The 18,304-nt window shown below is 67.4% G+C and carries 12 protein-coding genes; 10 read left to right on the top strand and 2 right to left on the bottom strand.

The window, feature by feature from the left end; genetic code table 11:
• The first annotated feature begins 149 nt into the window (after window positions 1–149).
• A complete protein-coding gene (locus ACFPPA_RS06550; protein ID WP_377318448.1) occupies window positions 150–1,190 on the top strand; it encodes a cytochrome-c peroxidase in 1,041 nt (346 codons plus the stop codon).
• Window positions 1,191–1,212: 22 nt separating this feature from the next.
• The gene (locus ACFPPA_RS06555; RefSeq protein WP_377318450.1) at window positions 1,213–1,752 is read left to right on the top strand and encodes a cytochrome b; all 540 of its coding nucleotides are present in this window, start codon (window positions 1,213–1,215) and stop codon (window positions 1,750–1,752) included.
• 176 nt (window positions 1,753–1,928) lie between these two features.
• On the opposite strand, the gene ACFPPA_RS06560 is transcribed toward ACFPPA_RS06555, so the two are convergent.
• Together ACFPPA_RS06560 and ACFPPA_RS06565 are read right to left on the bottom strand one after the other, a co-directional pair.
• Window positions 1,929–5,264: a bifunctional diguanylate cyclase/phosphodiesterase gene (locus ACFPPA_RS06560; RefSeq protein WP_377318452.1), complete on the bottom strand. Its 3,336-nt coding sequence runs from the start codon at window positions 5,262–5,264 to the stop codon at window positions 1,929–1,931.
• Between the two features lie 130 nt (window positions 5,265–5,394).
• On the bottom strand, window positions 5,395–7,593 hold the full coding sequence (locus tag ACFPPA_RS06565) for a penicillin acylase family protein (RefSeq protein WP_377318454.1): 2,199 nt from the start codon (window positions 7,591–7,593) through the stop codon (window positions 5,395–5,397).
• 333 nt (window positions 7,594–7,926) lie between these two features.
• On the opposite strand from ACFPPA_RS06565, the gene ACFPPA_RS06570 reads away from it, so the two are divergent.
• The 8 genes from ACFPPA_RS06570 (at window position 7,927) to purF (ending at window position 18,202) form a co-directional block, all read left to right on the top strand.
• A complete protein-coding gene (locus ACFPPA_RS06570; protein ID WP_377318456.1) occupies window positions 7,927–9,753 on the top strand; it encodes an FAD-binding oxidoreductase in 1,827 nt (608 codons plus the stop codon).
• Between the two features lie 71 nt (window positions 9,754–9,824).
• A complete protein-coding gene (locus ACFPPA_RS06575) occupies window positions 9,825–10,493 on the top strand; it encodes a nitroreductase family protein (protein ID WP_377318458.1) in 669 nt (222 codons plus the stop codon).
• Between the two features lie 203 nt (window positions 10,494–10,696).
• A complete protein-coding gene (locus tag ACFPPA_RS06580; protein WP_377318460.1) occupies window positions 10,697–11,119 on the top strand; it encodes a MerR family DNA-binding protein in 423 nt (140 codons plus the stop codon).
• Window positions 11,116–13,455: a heavy metal translocating P-type ATPase gene (locus ACFPPA_RS06585; RefSeq protein ID WP_377318462.1), complete on the top strand. Its 2,340-nt coding sequence runs from the start codon at window positions 11,116–11,118 to the stop codon at window positions 13,453–13,455. The genes ACFPPA_RS06580 and ACFPPA_RS06585 overlap by 4 nt, the downstream gene beginning before the upstream one ends.
• Window positions 13,456–13,593: 138 nt before the next feature.
• Complete coding sequence (gene folC / locus ACFPPA_RS06590; protein ID WP_377318464.1) at window positions 13,594–14,868, top strand: bifunctional tetrahydrofolate synthase/dihydrofolate synthase; 1,275 nt, start codon at window positions 13,594–13,596, stop codon at window positions 14,866–14,868.
• Between the two features lie 87 nt (window positions 14,869–14,955).
• Window positions 14,956–15,999 carry an SPOR domain-containing protein gene (locus ACFPPA_RS06595; protein ID WP_377318466.1) on the top strand — a complete coding sequence of 348 codons (1,044 nt, stop codon included), beginning with the start codon at window positions 14,956–14,958 and terminating at the stop codon, window positions 15,997–15,999.
• A 40-nt stretch (window positions 16,000–16,039) separates the two neighbouring features.
• Window positions 16,040–16,672 (top strand): CvpA family protein, encoded by a 633-nt coding sequence (locus ACFPPA_RS06600; RefSeq protein ID WP_377318468.1) that lies wholly within the window; start codon window positions 16,040–16,042, stop codon window positions 16,670–16,672.
• A gap of 57 nt (window positions 16,673–16,729) precedes the next feature.
• Window positions 16,730–18,202, top strand: a complete 1,473-nt coding sequence (gene purF / locus ACFPPA_RS06605; protein ID WP_377318470.1) for an amidophosphoribosyltransferase — start codon at window positions 16,730–16,732, stop codon at window positions 18,200–18,202.
• The last annotated feature ends 102 nt before the right edge of the window (window positions 18,203–18,304 follow it).

Below are 18,304 nucleotides of genomic sequence, written 5' to 3' on the forward strand. Positions count from 1 at the left end.
GCTGAGCCTGGATGACAGGCGCGCCGACGAGGCGGGAGAAGTCCAGCCGGGCCGTCGGGTCCACGCTTCGTCTCCAAATACCCAGGTTCCCCGGATATGTAACAGACATTGATGATCTTGATTGCCACACAACGTCGGAGGGTCAGCTCATGTCGTCGATCAAGCTGGTTGCACTAATGGTTCTCACCTCCATGGCGCCGGGCCACGCCTGGTCGCAGACCGCGCTGATGAAACAGGCCCAGGGCCTGTTCAAGCCGATACCCGCCAGCGCACCGTCCTTGCCGGGCAACCCCGTCAGCCCGGCGAAGGTGGACCTCGGCAAGATGCTTTATTTCGAGCCACGGCTGTCCGAAAGCCACTCCATCAGCTGCAATTCCTGCCACATGGTCGGCATGGGCGGGGTCGACCTGCAGGAGACTTCGCTGGGTCATCGCTGGCAACATGGGGGGCGCAACGCGCCGACCGTCTACAACGCGGTGTTCGACGTCGCCCAGTTCTGGGACGGGCGCGCCAGGGACCTTGAGCAGCAGGCCGGCGGTCCGCTGGTCAACCCGGTCGAGATGGACACCACCGAGGCGCACGTGGTCGAACAGCTCAAGGGGATTCCAGGCTACGCCGCGGTGTTCGCCAGGGCCTTTCCGGGTGCGGCGGACCCGATCACGTTCGACAACGTGCGCAAGGCGATCGCCTTGTTCGAGGCCACCCTGACCACGCCGAACGCACCGTTCGACCGTTACCTCAAGGGCAACGAGAAGGCGCTCGACGCGAACCAGAAGGAAGGCCTGGCGTTGTTCATCAACAAGGGCTGCGCGGCATGCCACAACGGCATCAACGTGGGCGGGGGCATGTACGCCCCGTTCGGCGTGGTCGAGCGGCCCGGTGCCGACATTCTCCCGCCGGGGGACAAGGGGCGCTTCGCGGTGACCAAGACGGCCAGCGACGCATACGTGTTTCGGGTGCCCTCACTGCGCAACATCGCGCTGACCGCGCCCTATTTCCATACGGGCAAGGTGTGGGATCTTCGCCAGGCCGTCGCGATCATGGGCAGCAGCCAGCTCGGCGCGAAGCTGAGCGACGAGGAGGTCGGCAAGATCGAGGCTTTCCTGGGCTCGCTGACCGGAGACCAGCCGAAGGTCACGCTGCCGATCCTGCCGCCCAGTGTGGCAACCACCCCGCGGCCCAAGCCGTAGCCAGCACGAAGAGGATGCTCGCATGATGATGAAATCCAGCCGCTACCACTGGGTGCTTCGCTACACGCACTGGCTGACCGTGCTCGCCATCGTGCTGGCCTACGTGCTGGTGGATCTTGGCGATGAAGAGGGGACCGAAGGCCGTTCGCCGCCCTCGCTGATGCTGCAGGGGCACTACCTGGCGGGGTTGGCGGTACTGGCGCTGCTGCTGCCGCGCGTTCTCGCGCGCCTCGCCACACCGGTGCCGCCGATCGTGCCGGCCCCGAAGGCGATCATCGCCTTCGCCGCGCACACCCTGCACCTGGCGTTGTATGCGTTCTTGCTGGTGCAGCCGATCCTCGGCGTGTTGCAGGTGAACTATGCCGGGCAGCTCGTCAGTCTGCCGTGGGTGGACTGGAGCCTCCCCGCGCTGGTCGGCCCCGATCATGCGGCGCATGAATCCGTCGCCGAGATCCACGAGACGCTCGGGGAAATTTTCTACTGGGTCATCGGCGCGCACATCGCCGCCGCGCTGTGGCACCACTTCCTGGTCCGCGACAACACCCTGCGGCGGATGCTCTGAGTCGGCTTCGCGAGCCTGTTCGAAAGCACCCGCCCGATGCCGGGCTGGTGCTTTCTGTCAGTGTGGATCCACCAGGTCATGGGCGGCGCATGGGCGCATGCACTCAGGTTGCTGCGCCGGGTCAGCGGGTGCTTCGCCTGTCGCTCACCGCGATCGCGCGGACACGGCGGGAATGCTCAGGTCGCGTCGGAGCAGGGGCTGCCGGCGGCGAAGTCCACCAACAGGGGGCGGCCATCCATCAGGGTCGCGCAGGTCTCGGCAGGAAGAGGGTGACTGAAGTAGTAGCCCTGCATGTCCCTGCAGCCGAAGTCCAGCAGCACGTTGGCTTCCTCCAGTGTTTCCACGCCCTCGGCGATCAGCCCATAGCCGAGAGCGTGCGCGATGCCGATGATGGCCTGCACGATCGCCTTGTGTTTGGGGTTGGAGGGCAGGTTGCTGACAAATGCACGATCGATCTTGATCGTGTCGAATTCGTAGTGGGCCAGGTAGTTCAGGCTGGAGTAGCCGGTGCCGAAGTCGTCCACCGCCAGTCCCACGCCCAGTGCCTTGAGCTTGGCCAGGAGGGTGCGGGCCTGATCCTGCTGGGCGAACATCTGGCTCTCGGTGAATTCGATCTCCAGCATGCTGGCCGGGATGCCGGTTGTCTGCAGTGCCGCGCTGACGCTCTGCGGCAGCCGCTCCATGTCCAGCCGCGCCAGGGATACGTTGACCGAGACCGGTACCGGCGACTTGTTTTCATCCTCCCAGAGGCGAACTTGTCGACAGGCTTCGAGCATGACCCAGGTGTCGATCTGGGTGATCAGGCCGGTTTCCTCGGCCAGCGGAATGAACTGCTCCGGCATCATGACGGTGCCGTCAGGCTGCCGCCAGCGGACCAGCGCCTCGGTACCGATCAGGGTGCCGGCAGGCAAACGGAACTTGGGCTGGTAGACCAGGAACAGCTCGCCGTTGCGGATTCCGCGTCGCAACGCATGCTCCATCGCCAGCCGCTGTTCCGCACGTTCGCTCATGTTGCGCGTGAAGTAGCTGAAGCCGCTGCGCCCGCACTGCTTGGCATGGTAGAGCGCGGTGTCGGCCTGTTTCATGAGGATCTTGGAGTCGACCGAATCCTCGGGGAAGATCGCGATGCCGACGCTGGCGGAAACGCGCAGGTCGCGATCATCGAAGATGATGGCCTGCTCGATGGCGGCGATGATCTTTTCAGCGACCCGCGCCGCATCACGTACATCGTGCAACCGGTTCAGCAGTACCACGAACTCGTCACCGCCCTGACGACTGACGGTGTCGTCTGGCCGGATCACCTGGCGCAGTCGCCGGGCAATCTCTTTCAGCACATGGTCGCCAGCGGTGTGCCCGAGCGAGTCGTTGATGTGCTTGAAGTGATCGAGATCGATGAACAACACGGCGCCCTTGTCTTTCGCCCTCAGACGGGCCAGGGCCAGCGATAGCCGATCGTGCAGCAACACCCGGTTCGGCAGGTCGGTGAGATGATCGTGCTGGGCCAGATGCGACATCTTCAGCGCCATCAGCCGCGCCTCGCTGACGTCATGCAGCACCATGATGCCGCCGATGACCCGTCCTTCCCGATTGTGGATGGGGGCGGCCGAGTCCTCGACAGCGGTCTCGGTGCCATCGCTGCGGACCAGCTTGCTGTTCATCTGCAAGGCCACCGCCTGGTCTTCCTTGATGGCCATTTTCAGCGGGTTCAGCGAAACTTCGCCCGATCCCATGTCGACCAGCCGCACCACCTCGGCGAATGATCGCCCCAGGGCCTGCTTCTCCGTCCATCCGGTTATGAATGCCGCCACCGGGTTCATCATGGTGATGCGCAGGTCCACGTCGCAGGCAATCACGGCATCGCCGATGGACTCGAGCATTCTCTGCGACCGGTCCATCGCCTCGAACAGCAGGGCCTCGGCCTGTTTGCGTGCGGTGATGTCGATGCCCAGCGTATAGATGCCACGCACGCTGCCGCCGACGACATGCGGAACGTAGGTCATGTCGAAGACGCGACCATCGTCAAGGTGAAGTTCCTGCTCGACGTGCTCGCATTGCAGGCACGCATGCTGTCTGGGCAGAACCAGCGGCGCGTAGCGTTCGCCAGCGATCTCGGCGGAAGATCGCCCGACCAGTTCGGTGGGTGGGATTCCCCACAGCTCGACGTAGTGTTCGTTGGCGAAGCGATAGATCAGCTGATCGTCCAGGTAGGCAATCAGCGCAGGCACATTGTCGGTGATCTCGCGCAGTCGCGATTCCAGCTCGACGCGTTCGCTGATGTCCTGGGCCAGAACAAAGCAGCCCACGACCGTATCCTCGCGATCCCGCTGCGGTTCCAGATTCACCTCGAGCCGCTGCTGCTGCGGCAGGATGATGGTGAAGCGCTGGGGAGTTCCCTCCAGCACCTGGCGTACCCGTGGTTCCATCGTTCGCCCGAAATCGTCGCCGAAGGCCTCTCGCGGCGTCTTGCCGATGATCTCTGCTGCAGGCTTGTCGTAGAAGGCCTGATACTTGCTGTTCACGAAGCGGTAGCGCTGATCCGCGTCGAGCTGGCCGATCAGTGCCGGTACGTTGTCGGTGACGATCCTGAGCTGCTCGGACAGCTCGGCAAGCGCATGAGCAAGGTGCCTGCGCTGGGCAATCACGATGCTGATCAGCAGCGGTCCGACCACCGTCATGGCCGAATAGAAGGCTACTTCGTTGCCCTGGATCTGATCAAGCCCGGACAACGGGGCAATCCACCGCTGGTCGTGCGCCATGGCCATCGCGAAGAGGACGCTGACATTGACGGTGCAGGCGAGCGTGGTGCCGAACACACCCAGCCGATAGGCCGCGAACAACAACGGGATCGACAGGACAATGAAGGGGTGCCGGAAAAATACCGTGGACAGCACCGTGATGCAGATCGACAGCAGCAGGGTGCCCCAGAATGCGCGTGCATGCTTCCCGTACGTCAGGGACTGCAGGCCGCGGGCGCTACAGGCCAGCAGCGGTGGCAACAGGATGATCATGCCCATGGCATCACCCAGCCACCACTTGTAGAACGTGTGTGGCCAGTTGGATCCGAACAGGTTGTGCAGCACCGTCGCACCGGTCACGGCGCCGGCCATCGGGGCGCCCAGGATCAGTGCGGTCAGGGCCTTCAGGAAGAAGCGGTCGTCAGGCGGGCCGGCAAGGCGCAGGCCGAGCATGCGTGCGCCGATCATGGCCGTGGCCACTTCGGTCATGTTGGCAACGCCGATGCCCAGTGATGGTACCCATGCCATGTGCAGCAGCATGTTGGCGAGTGTGGAGCCGAGCATGCACAGTGCCATGGCCAAGGGCAGGGATCGCAGAACGCCGCGCAGAAGCAGTGCGACCAGCAACGTATCGGCAAACCACACTTCGCTGACATGGTGCGCATGGCGCGACCACCAGATCATCGCGAGCGTAAGGGCAATGTACGCGGCCAGGATGCAGGCAAGGCGTGCTGGTGATTGCCAGTCCCGTGCGGCCGGGAAGGGAGATTGTTCCATCAATATCCATCGGTCGGGGCCCCGACCGAAATCTAGCACGGGCACCGTGGGCGAGTGTATGGATCACGGTGGGGGTCGGGCCATGCGTCACGCTCGGTGGCGTGACATGTCGCTGGCGTGCGGTGCAACCTCATCCGCCCGGGTGATAGACCCGCTCGGTATGCCCGTTCAGTTGATCGGGCCAGAAGTAGACCGTGCGCAGGTTGCCGGTGGTGTAGCGCTCGGCCTCGTCATTGAAGTGCGGCGAATCCGGATGGCCGCTTTCGCCGCCGGCGGTGATCGCGCGTGCACTGACCTTCGGGCCGAACTCGACCACCGCGACGAAGCTGTTGCCGCCGGTGCCGTAGTAGCGCCTGGTGCCCGGCCAGCGGTGCGCGCCGAACGAGGCCAGCGAGCCCCAGCGCGAGGAGACGAACGGCACCGGGATGCTCGGCTTCGCGTCGTTGAATGGCTGCTGGATGTCGCCGTTGATGCGCTGGAAGCGGTTGATCTCGCCCCACGGCACGCCCCAGCTGCCGAAATCTTTTTGCAGCCGGTTGGACGCATCGAGCAATGCGTTGAGGCGCGCTTTCGCACCGGCCTTTTCGGCCATGTAATCGTAGATTGACAGGCCTTCGGCGGTGTCGGCCTTGCTCACTTCGTCCCACAGCGTATCGCCCCAGAACACCGCCAGCGAGGTCGGCATCGAGGCGATGCCCCAGCGGTAGTCCCAGTGCCGCAGCATCGCGATCTGGCCGGCCAGCTTCGACCGTAGCGGATCGCCGGCGGGCAGTGCGTCGTAGTCGGCGACGAGGATCGGGATCTGCCGCGCGAACGCCGGCAGGTACGAATCGAACGCGGCGGTGATCAGCGAGGGCAGGGTGAAATCCTTCGCGCCGGTGAGCAGGCGGGTGGCGTGCAGGCCGCGCGGATTCTCGCCGAAGGTGTCCATGTAGCGCGGGTAATCGGTACGCTTCGGGCTGTACGGGCCGGCGGCGGAATACGGCCAGTCGTTGGTGTTGAATATCCAGCCGTTCGGCGGATCGAGCAGGTGCGGCGCGGCATCCAGCGGCAACAGACCGTGCCAGTCGGTGGCCGGGTCGGAGCCGTCGACCGGTTGGGTGTAGTCGAAGCGGTCGTCGCGGCGGGGGATGAACTGCGGGTGCAGGTACGCGATCTCGCCCTTGTCGTCGGCGAAGATGGTGTTGTTGGACGAGTTGGCCTTCAGCTCGGCCACCTTCATGTAGCTGGCGTAGTCGTCGGTCTTCGTGCGCAGCCAGCTCTGCTCCAGCGCGGGGATCGGCGTGTTCATCAGTGCCTCGGCGATCCACTTGCCGTCCAGCTCGCGCACGATCGGGCCGTGATGGGTGAAGTACGCGGTGAACGTGCGCTGCGCCATCGAGCCGTCCTTCGCCCGGTACGGCACGGTGATCCGGCGCGTGGTGACCGGGCGCAGTGCCTTGCCGTAACGGTAGGACAGCTTGCCGTCCTGGTGCACGACGGTCTCGGCGAACTCGTCCACCGCATCGAGGCCGGTCGAGGTATGCATCCAGCCCACGTGCTTGTTGAAGCCCTGGTAGACGAAGAACTGGCCCCAGGTGACTGCGCCATAGGCATCCAGTCCCTGGTCGCTGGACATCTGCAGCTCGGAGCGGAAGAAGAACGAGGTGTGCGGGTTGATCAGCAGCAGCGCATGGCCGTCCACGGTGAGCTTCGGCGCGATCGCGATGCCGTTGGAGCCGGTCGGTTCGATCCAGCTGGGGCGGCTCTCGACCTGCGCCAGCGGCGCGTCGCCGGGCCGGCCGTAGAACGCCTCGAGCGGGCCCAGCGCCACCCGTTCGATATCGCCGCCGATGCTGCCTTCGGTGAACGACAGCGCCATCCACGGCTCGAACCGGGTGATCACGCGCGGGTGCACCTGCGGATGCGTGGCCAGGTAATAGTTGAGTCCGTCGGCCCAGGCGTTCATCAGCGACTGCAGCCAGCCGGGGCTTTGCGCGTAGAGCCTCTTCAGCACGACCGGGTCGATGAACAGCTTCTGCCGCAGATCGCCCCAGATCGCCGGCTCACCTTCGGCTTCGGCCGTGCGCCCCAGCGCGGTGAGGTAGTTCGTCTCGACCCGGTTGAAGTCGTCCTCGGCCTGCGTGTAGGCCATGCCGAACACGGCGTCGGCATCGGTCCTGCCGTGCACGTGGGCGATGCCCCAGTCGTCGCGGGTGACCGTCACCGCCTGCGCCTCGCGCTGCCAGCGCGCCTGGTCCGGCGTGGTGGCCTGCGCCGCGGTGGCCAGGCCGAGCGCGAGCAGCGCGATGGCCGGCAACCGGCTCATGCCGGTCCGGACGTATGCCATGTGACGCGCCGGTTGGCGCCGCTTGTCCCAGATCAATGCGTGCATCCGCTTTCCCGTCTTCGTCGTTGCAGGGTGCCGGTGGCCGGCGAGACGCCGTCCGGGTCGAGTTTCGCCGGGCGCCGCCCCGGTGGGCTGGCACGGCTCCAGGCGAATGGAGCAACCCTAGCAGGGTCGACGCGCCGGCGGCGAGGCACCGCGCTTCGCCATTCGTTCATCCCTGCATTCCACCGTTGGTCACAGGGCGGGCACTTCCGGTCACTCCGCGCTTGCCGGTCGGGCATCCCCGGTGAACCCTGTCGACTTGCGAGGCGATCTGCCCATGGAGGATGTGCGATGAACCGAAGAGATCTGCTGAAGGCCGCCGTGGCGCTGCCGCTGCTTCCGCTGGCCTTTGCCGGCGACCGTCTGGCCTCGGCGTGGGCCGGGCAGATGCCGGCCGCGACGTTCCGCCGGCGGGTGCGGCCGGGTGCGCCCGGCTGGCCGTCGCCGGCCGAGTGGGAACAATTGAAGCGCGACGTGGGCGGTCGCCTGCTGCAGCCGCAGTCGCCGTTTGCCGGCTGCACGGCAGCGGCGCCCGGCGCCGCCTGCCGCGAAGCGCTCGAGCAGTTGAAGAACCCCTATTACATCGGCGACCAGCCCGCGCTGACCCAGACCAGCGGCTGGGCCGACGCCTGGACCTCGCAGCCGAGTGCCTATGCGGTGGCGGCACGCGATACGGCCGATGTGGTGGCGGCGGTCAATTTCGCCCGCGAACACCATCTGCGGCTGGTGGTGAAGGGGGGCGGGCACAGCTACCAGGGCACCTCGGACGCGCCCGATTCGCTGCTGGTGTGGACCCGGCACATGAACGGGATCAGCCTGCATGACGCCTTCGTCGGGCAGGGCTGCGAAGGACGGCAGGCGCCGCAGCCGGCGGTGAGCCTGGGTGCCGGCGCGATGTGGATCGATGCCTACGACGCGGTGACAACGAAAGGCGGTCGCTACGTGCAGGGCGGCGGCTGCACCACGGTCGGCGTGGCCGGGCTGGTGCAGAGCGGCGGCTTCGGCAGCTTCTCCAAGAAATACGGCACCGCGGCGGCGGGGCTGATCGAGGCCGAGGTGGTCACCGCCGATGGCGTGGTGCGCATCGCCAACGCCTGCAGCCATCCCGAGCTGTTCTGGGGCCTCAAGGGTGGCGGTGGCGGCAGCCTGGGCGTGGTGACGCGGCTGACCCTGCGCACGCGTGAGCTGCCGGAGACCTTCGGTGCCGCATTCGGCGCGATCACCGCCTCGTCCGATACGGCGTTCCGGGCGCTGATCGCGAAGGTCATGGGCTTCTACCGCAACGACCTGTTCAATCCGCATTGGGGCGAGCAGATGGCGTTCCAGCCGGACAACACGCTGCGCATCTCGATGGTGTTCCAGGGCTTGAGCCAGGCACAGGCGGAGCAGGTCTGGGCTCCGTTCCTGGACTGGGTGCGGGCGCGCAAGGAGTATGCCTTCGCCCGCGAGATCAAGATCATCGCCTTGCCGGCCCGGCACTTCTGGGACGCGGATTTCTTCCGCCAGCACGCGCCGCAGTTCATCGTCGAGGACACCCGGCCGGGCGCGCCGCGCGATCACATCCTGTGGGCCGGCGACCAGGGCCAGGTGGGCTGGTTCCTGCACGGCTTCCGCTCGGCGTGGCTGCCTGCGTCGCTGCTGGAAAAAGGCGCCCGCTCCCGGCTGGTGGAGGCGATGTTCGCTGCCTCGCGCGAATGGGATTTCGCCTTGCACTTCAACAAGGGACTGGCCGGCGCCCCACCGGAGGAGCTGGCCGCCGCGCGCGACACCGCGACCCACCCCGGCATGGTCGAGGCGTTCGCGCTGGCGATGTGCGGCGCCGACGGTCCGCCGGCGTTCCCGGGCATGCCCGGTCCGGGACCGGATCTGGCGAAGGCGCGGCGGGATGCGGCAGGTGTGGGGCGGTCGATGGACGCGTTGCTGAAGGTCGCTCCGCGGGCCGGTTCCTACGTCTCCGAAAGCGACTACTTCGAGCGTCACTGGCAGACGTCGTTCTGGGGCTCGAACTACCCGCGGCTGGCGGCAGTGAAACGGAAGGTCGATCCGGACGGACTGTTCCACGTCCACCATGGCGTGGGCAGCGAGGGCTGGAGTGCGGACGGGTTCACGCGCCGGTAGTGCCGTGCCGGCCGGCGGACTTGGCCGTGCGGGCGCTACGATAGCGGCTTGCCGCTGCAACGAGGATGCCCATGCCTGTTCACGCCACCATGCCCCTGGCCGCACATGAAGCGCGGACCGATGCCGAGCGCATCGCCGCAGCCGCCGCGTTCGCACAGGAACTGTCGCACCGGCGCACGGTGCGCGATTTCGCCGCCACCGCGGTGCCGCGCGAGGTGATCGAACACTGCCTGCGTGCGGCGGGCACCGCGCCCAGTGGTGCCAACCAGCAGCCGTGGCGCTTCGTGGCGGTCGCCGATGCGCGGGTCAAGCAGCGTATCCGCGAGGGTGCCGAGGCGGAGGAGCGCGAGTTCTACGGTCGGCGTGCACCGGACGAGTGGCTGCAGGCGCTGGCGCCGTTGGGCACGGATGCGGAAAAACCCTTCCTGGAGACCGCGCCGTGGCTGATCGCGATCTTCTACGAGCGCTTCGGCCTCGATGCCGACGGCGCCAGGCACAAGCGCTATTACCCGCAGGAGTCGGTCGGCATCGCCACCGGCTTGCTGATCGCCGCGCTGCACCGGGCCGGGCTGGCCACGTTGACGCATACGCCCAGCCCGATGGGCTTCCTCAACGAAGTGCTGGGGCGTCCACGCAACGAGATGCCGTTCCTGCTGCTGGTGGTCGGCCATCCGGCCGACGGTTGTCGCGTGCCGGCGATCGAACGCCTGCCACTGGAAGCCTACGCGAGCTTCCTGTAGCCGGGGCCGACCGAGGCAAGGCGTCGCCCGATGTCGACGGTGGGCCGGCCTCGAGCTGATCCGCTGGGCACTGACGCGCTGACGCGTTGGCAAGATCAGGCGGGTGAGGACGATCGGGCCGAGGCGGCGCTGAATCCCTGACGCCGGGTCGCGTCGATCGACGGCTTGACTCTGGACCTTGATCAAGGGTCTAGACTATCTGCATGAGCATACCAGCCGACTCACTCACCATCGGGGCCGTCGCCAAGCGCGTCGGCGTGGCGATCGACACGATCCGTTACTACGAGCGCGAGGGACTGCTGCCCGCGCCGCTGCGGCGGGCTTCCGGCTACCGCAGCTACGGCGAGGGCACGATCGCCCAGTTGCGCTTCATCCGGCGGGCCAAGCAGCTGGGCTTCACGCTGGAGGAGATCCGCGAGCTGCTGGCGCTGTCGGCGGATCGCCAGCGCGGGGTGAAGGCGGTGAAACAGCGGGCGCAGCAGCGGCTGGCAGCGCTCGAGCAGCGCATCGTCGAGCTGCAGCGCGTGCGCGACGGACTGGCACAACTGGTTGAATCGTGCCCGGGGCACGGTGCGCCGGAGCAATGCCCGATCCTGCGTGCGCTGACCGACGAGGTGCCGGCATGAGCGGCCACGGTTCGTGCTGCGCCGGCGGCGAAGCGTCGGCGGACGGCATGGCGATCGATCCGGTGTGCGGAATGAAGGTGGATCCGCAGACCGCCAGACAACGCGCGGAGCATGGCGACCAGACCTATTTTTTCTGTGCCGCACGCTGCAAGGACAAATTCCTTGCCGATCCGGCTGCGTATATCGAGCCACGCGCGGCCGGGCCGGCGGCGCCGGCCGGCACGATCTACACCTGTCCCATGCATCCGGAAGTGCAGCAGGTCGGCCCGGGTGCCTGTCCCAAGTGCGGCATGGCGCTGGAGCCGATGCTGCCGAGCGTGGATGCCGACGACGGCGGCGAACTCGCATCGATGACGCGACGGTTCTGGATCCTGGTCGCGCTGACCGTGCCGGTGTTCGCCCTGGCAATGGGGCCGCATCTGTTCGGCTGGCGGCTGCCGATGCCGTGGGATCGCGTGGCCGGCTGGGTCGAGGCGATGCTGGCGAGCGTGGTGGTGCTGTGGGGTGGTGCGCCGTTCTTCGCCCGCGGCTGGCGCTCGTTGCAGCCGTGGCAGCCGAACATGTACACGCTGATTGCGCTGGGCACCGGGGTCGCGTGGTTGTACAGCGCGGTGGCTTTCCTGCTGCCGGGCGTGTTTCCGCCCGGCTTTCGCGACAGGCATGGCCAGGTCGCGGTGTATTTCGAATCGGCGGCGGTGATCGTCAGCCTGGTCACCCTGGGCGATTTCCTCGAGCTGCGCGCCCGTCGACGCACCGGTGCGGCACTGAAGGCGCTGCTCGGGCTGACGCCGAAGACCGCGCACCGGATCGCTGCCGACGGCAGCGAGAGCGACGTGCCGCTGGAGCAGGTACGTGCGGGCGATGTGCTGCGGGTGCGCCCCGGCGAGAAGGTGCCGGTCGATGGCGTGGTGCTGGAGGGCGACAGTCACGTCGACGAGTCGATGCTCACCGGCGAGCCGATGCCGGTGGGCAAGGCGCGGGACGATGCGCTGACCGGCGGCACCGTCAACCAGGATGGCGCACTGCGCATGCGCGCGCAGAAAGTGGGCGGCGAGACGATGCTGGCGCAGATCGTGGCGCTGGTGGCGAAGGCGCAGCGCAGCAAGGCGCCGCTGCAGCGCGTGGCCGACCGGGTGGCGACGTGGTTCGTGCCGGCGGTGGTGACGGTGGCCGTGCTGGCGTTCGCGTTGTGGGCGCTGCTGGGCCCCGAGCCGCGGCTGACCCATGCGCTGATTGCGGCGGTGTCGGTGCTGATCATCGCCTGTCCCTGCGCGCTGGGTCTGGCCACGCCGATATCGATCATGGTGGCCAGCGGACGTGGCGCGCACAGTGGCGTGCTGTTCAAGGACGCCAGCGCGATCGAGACGCTGCGCGCCATTGACACCCTGGTGCTGGACAAGACCGGCACCCTGACCACCGGCAAGCCGAGCCTGACCGAGCTGGTGAGTCTCGATGGGCAGCCGCGCGAACGCCTGCTGGCGCTGGCCGCCGCGCTGGAGCAGTCGAGCGAGCATCCGCTGGCGCGGGCCATCGTGATCGCGGCGGAGGCGGAGGGCGCGACGGCGCCGGCGGCAACGGATTTCCGTTCGCTGACCGGTCGTGGCGTCAGTGCGCAGGTGGATGGCCGCGCGCTGGCGCTGGGCAACGCAAGCTTGCTGGACCAACTTCAGGTCACCATCGCCGACGACGCCGGTGCCCGGGCCGAGCTGCTTCGGCGCAAGGGCGCCACGGTGATGTTCCTTGCCATCGACGGCCGCCTGGCCGCGCTGCTGGCGGTGGCCGACCGGATCAAGCCGGACACGCCGGCGGCGATCGGCGCCCTGCGTGCAGCCGGGCTGCATATCGTGATGCTGACCGGCGACAACCGCACCACCGCGCAGGCGGTGGCCGACGAGCTGGGTATCGACGAGGTGCACGCGGATGTCTCGCCGGTCGACAAGGCGGCGGTGGTCGATGCGCTGAAGGCGGCCGGTCGCCGCGTGGCGATGGCCGGCGACGGCATCAACGATGCGCCGGCGCTGGCTGCTGCCGAGATCGGTATCGCCATGGGCGGCGGCACCGACGTGGCGATGGAAAGCGCCCAGGTGACCCTGGTCAAGGGCGACCTGGGGGCGATCGTGCGTGCGCGCAGGTTGTCGCAGGCGACCGTGCGCAACATTCATCAGAACCTGTTCTTCGCCTTCGTCTACAACGCCATCGGCGTGCCGCTGGCGGCCGGCGCGCTGTATCCCTGGTTCGGCATCACGCTGTCGCCGATGATCGCGGCGGCGGCGATGAGCCTGAGCTCGGTGTCGGTGGTGAGCAATGCCCTGCGCCTGCGCAAGGCACAGTTGTGACGATGGTCCGGCGCACGAAAAGCTGGCGGCGAGCCGGGTCCACATCGCCGTAGATGCCTTATGCTCTCGGCCCGGGCTGGCGGCCGGGCGCGTCGACGCGCACCGATCGCCTGGCCTTCACCCATCAGAAATGACTGCATGAGCCGCAATCTCGCCGAATGGCTGGCGTATCAGGAACGGGTCAACGTGCACAGCATCGAGCTCGGGCTCGAGCGCGTGCGCAGCGTATGGCAGGCGATGGGCTCACCGGCGCCGGCGCCGCGGGTGATCACGGTGGCGGGAACCAATGGCAAGGGCTCCACCGTGGCCTTGCTCGAGGCCATGCTGAGGGCCGCCGACCTGCGCGTGGGCGCGTTCACTTCGCCGCATCTGCTGGATTACAACGAACGCATACGCATCGATCGCAGTCATGTCGACGATTCCTCGCTGATTGCCTCGTTCGAGCGGATCGAGGCGGCTCGCGGCGAGCTGCCGCTGACCTATTTCGAGTTCGGCACGCTGGCCGCGCTGGATCTGTTTGCCCGTGCCGGCGTCGACGTGGCGGTGCTCGAAGTAGGGCTGGGCGGGCGGCTGGATGCGGTCAACATCATCGACGCCGACGTGGCGATCGTCACCACCGTGGACCTGGATCACATGGAGTGGCTGGGGGCGGATCGCGACAGCATCGGCCGGGAAAAGGCCGGTATCGCGCGGGCCGGGCGGCCGGTGATCGTGGGCGAGCTGGCGCCTCCGCAGGGGCTGCTCGATGTGCTGGCCGCGCGCGGCGCGCAAGTCGAACGGGCCGGCATCGATTTCGGGGTCGAGCGCCACGTCGACGGTTGGCGCTGGTGGCATCGCGACCGCGGTGCGATGGAATTGCCCGATCCGGCACTGGCAGCGCCCGTGCAATACGCCAATGCGGCGACCGCGATCGCCGCGCTGCATGCGTTATGGGGCAACCTGTTGACGCCAAGCAACTTCTTCGCCGCCGTCAGCACGGGCCTGCACGAGGCACGCATTGACGCCCGGCTGCAGTGGCTGGGTGGGGAACCGGCCGTGATCGTCGACGTGGGGCACAATCCCCAGGCGGCGCGGGCCCTGGCCGAGTGGCTGGACGCGCAGCCAGCCGCCCGCGTGCATGCGGTCTATGGTGCGCTGGCCGACAAGGACGTGGCCGGGGTGATCGCCGCGCTGGGTACGCGCATCCACCACTGGCATCTGGCCGGGCTGGATCAGCTCACGCCGCGCGGCCTGACCGCGGCGGCCCTGGCCGCGACGCTGCAGCAGGTATTGCCATGGGCCCCGTTCGATACGCATGCCGACGTGGCCGAGGCGCTGGCCGCGGCGCGGGACCTGGCCCGGCCGGGTGAGCGCATTCTCGCGTTCGGCTCGTTTTTCCTGGCCAGCGCGGTCCTCGCTGAACGCGGCGGGTGACCGAATCGGCGGGTCGGTCATGGTGTCCGGCCCGGGCAGGTATAATCACGCCGTTGCGCATCGCGTTTGCCGCCTGGGAGCGAAGACTTGAAAACACGCCTGCTGGGAGCCGCCGTCCTGATTGCGTTGGCGGTTCTGTTCGTGCCGATGTTCTTTTCCGGCAGTCCGCCCACCCCCGGTGGCGATCAGACGGTCAGCCTGGCGATACCGCCGGCGCCGGATCGCGACCTGCAGACCAAGACCATGAGCCTGACCCCGGACGCGGTGGTGCCGGCATCGAGCGTCGAGACCTTGCCGACGCAATCGGTGAGCCCGGTCTCGGCGGATCGGCTGGCCACGGTGAACATCGGTTCGAACCGCCCACGTGACGTGGAAACCGACCCGGAGGCCGGCAAGAAGCCGGCCCCGACGACGGTGACCACCGGTTCGGGCACGTCGCCGAGCCAGCCGGTGATTGCGCAGCAGACGACGGCGGACGCCCACGTGAAACCCGCGGCCAAGCCTCCGGTGACTACCGTGGCCAAGGCGCCGGTCCCCCGTCCGACGCCAGCGGCCGTCGTGCCGCCGACGGCCACGCCGACGGCCACGCCGGCGGCCAGCGGACGGGGCGAATACACGCTCAATCTCAGTGCCTATGCCAGTGCAGCGGGTGCCGCCAGCCTGCAGCGCCGCGTCCGTGCGCTGGGCTATCCGGTGAGCGGCCATGCCATCACCCAGGCCGGCAAGTCGCGCACCCTGGTCATCGCCGGGCCGTTCGAGACGCGCACCGCCGCCGAGGCCGCGCGCCTGAAGATCACCCGGTCGATTCCCGGCGCGCCGGCAAGGCTGGAGCAGGGCGCCGACTATGGCGGCGCCGCGGCGGCAGCCAGGCCCGCGGCATCGGCAGGCAGCAAGCCCGGTGGCTGGGCCGTGCAGCTGGCGGCGGTGAGCAGTCAGGCGGATGCCAATGCCTTGCGCGACAAGTTGCGCGCCAACGGTTTCGACGGCTTCGTCGATTCGGTGCAGGCCGGCGGCAAACGGCTGTGGCGGGTACGCGCCGGGCCGCAGACCCAGCGGGCCGATGCGCAGCGGGTGCACGACCAGATCAAGGCCAAACTGGGGATCGACGGCAACGTCGTCCCGGTGCCTTGAACATGCACGCCCTCCATGCGCGAGTCGGGCGGGTGACCGGATGAACTGGACCGACTACATCATCATCGCCATCCTGGCGATTTCGGTGATGATCGGGCTGTGGCGTGGCCTGATTTCCGAGGTGCTGGCGCTGGCCATCTGGATCGCCGCGTTCTGGGTGGCCTGGACGTTCGGCCCGGTGGTGGCGACGCATTTCGGGCACCTCATCGAGCTGCCGTCGGCGCGGATCATCGTCGCCTACGGCCTGTGTTTCGTCGCGGTGCTGATTCTCGGCGCACTGCTGCGTTTCGTGATCAGCAGGCTGATCGAAAGCACCGGGTTGTCCGGTACCGACCGTCTGCTGGGCATGGTGTTCGGATTCCTGCGCGGCGTGCTGCTGGTGACCCTGCTGGTGTTCCTGGTCGGTTTCACCGCCTTCACGCGCGACCCGTGGTGGCAGCGCTCGGTGCTGTTGCCGCAGTTCCAGCATGTGGCGGCGTGGCTGGAACAGCGGGTTCCGGCGGATATCCGTGAGCATATCCATCCCGCCGCGGTGCTCGACCGTCTGCCCCGCTTGTCGGTTTCGCTTCCGGCCCCCATATCGGGCCCGGCGCCAGCCCCCGCGGCAACCTCGCCGCGGCCCGCCTTACCGGCCGCGGCGACCAGCGTGGCGGGCCAGCCCGGGACTTTCTGAACGCGATCCACCGAACACGACCTTCTGAGCACGACCTTTTAGGCAGGGCAACACATCATGTGCGGAATCATCGGCATTGTCGGTACCACCGAAGTGGCATCGGCGCTTTATGACGGCTTGACCATGCTGCAGCATCGCGGCCAGGACGCGGCCGGCATCGCCACCGTCGACGGCTCGAAGCTGCGCCTGCACAAGGGCAACGGGCTGGTCCGCGACGTATTCGACCAGGCTGCGATGAGCGGGCTGCGCGGGTGCATCGGGATCGGTCATTGCCGCTATCCCACGGCCGGGTCGGAAGGTTCGGCGGAAGCGCAGCCGCTGTATGTCAATTCGCCGTACGGCATCGCGTTCGCGCACAACGGCAACCTGGTCAATACCGAAACGCTGCGGCGCGAGATGTTCGAGGACGACCGTCGCCACATCAACACGGATTCGGACTCCGAGGTGCTGCTCAACGTACTGGCCCACGAACTGCAGATCCAGGACCGGATGGAGCTGACCCCGGACCACATCTTCAAGGCGATCGCCGGCGTGCATGCGCGCGCCAGCGGCGGCTATGCCTGCGTGGCGCTGGTTCTGGGCTACGGCCTGGTGGCGTTCCGCGATCCCCACGGCATCCGTCCGCTGGTGCTGGGCGAGCGGGTGACCGCCGAAGGCCGCGAATATGCGGTGGCCTCGGAATCGGTGGCGTTCGACGTGCTGGGCTTCAAGCTGGTGCGCGACATCCTGCCGGGCGAGGCGGTGATCATCACCGACCACGGCCAGCTGCACAGCCGTCGCTGCGCCGAGGGCGCGCCGCATACGCCGTGCATCTTCGAATACGTCTACCTGGCGCGACCGGACTCGATGATCGAGGACGTCTCGGTGTACAAGGCGCGTCTGCGCATGGGCGAGAAGCTGGCCGAAAAGATCCTGCGGATGCGCCCCGATCACGGCATCGACGCGGTGATCCCGATTCCCGACACCGCCCGTACCGCCGCCAGCGCGCTGGCCGGCGCGCTCGGTGTGCCGTTCCGCGAGGGCTTCGTCAAGAATCGTTACATCGGCCGCACCTTCATCATGCCGGGGCAGGGCGAACGGGTGAAATCGGTGCGCCGCAAGCTCAACGCGATCGATCTGGAGTTCCGCAACAAGAACGTGCTGCTGGTGGACGATTCGATCGTGCGCGGCACCACTTCCAAGCAGATCATCCAGATGGCCCGCGAGGCCGGCGCGAAGAACGTCTACTTCGCTTCCGCCGCGCCGCCGGTGCGTTATCCGAATGTCTACGGCATCGACATGCCGTCGGTCTCCGAACTGGTCGCCGCCGGTCATACCGAACAGGAAGTCGAGCGGGTGCTCGGCGCCGACTGGCTGATCTACCAGGATCTCGAGGACCTGGTCTGGGCGGTGCAGGATGGCAACGAAGAGCTCAAGCGCTTCGATACCTCGTGCTTCTCCGGCGAATACATCACCGGCCTCGACCAGCAATACCTGGAACAGATCCAGATGCTGCGCTCCGACGACGCCAAGGCCGCCCGCCGGGCCTAGAGCAGGAGTGAGTGGAGAGGAGTGAGAAACGAGAGGCGCCACGTCGACGCTCCCGTTTTCCTCTCGCCTCTCACTCCTCTCCACTCATTTCTACCGCTGCCC

This window comes from Rhodanobacter ginsengisoli, assembly GCF_042657065.1.
Taxonomy (GTDB): Bacteria; Pseudomonadota; Gammaproteobacteria; order Xanthomonadales; family Rhodanobacteraceae; genus Rhodanobacter; species Rhodanobacter ginsengisoli.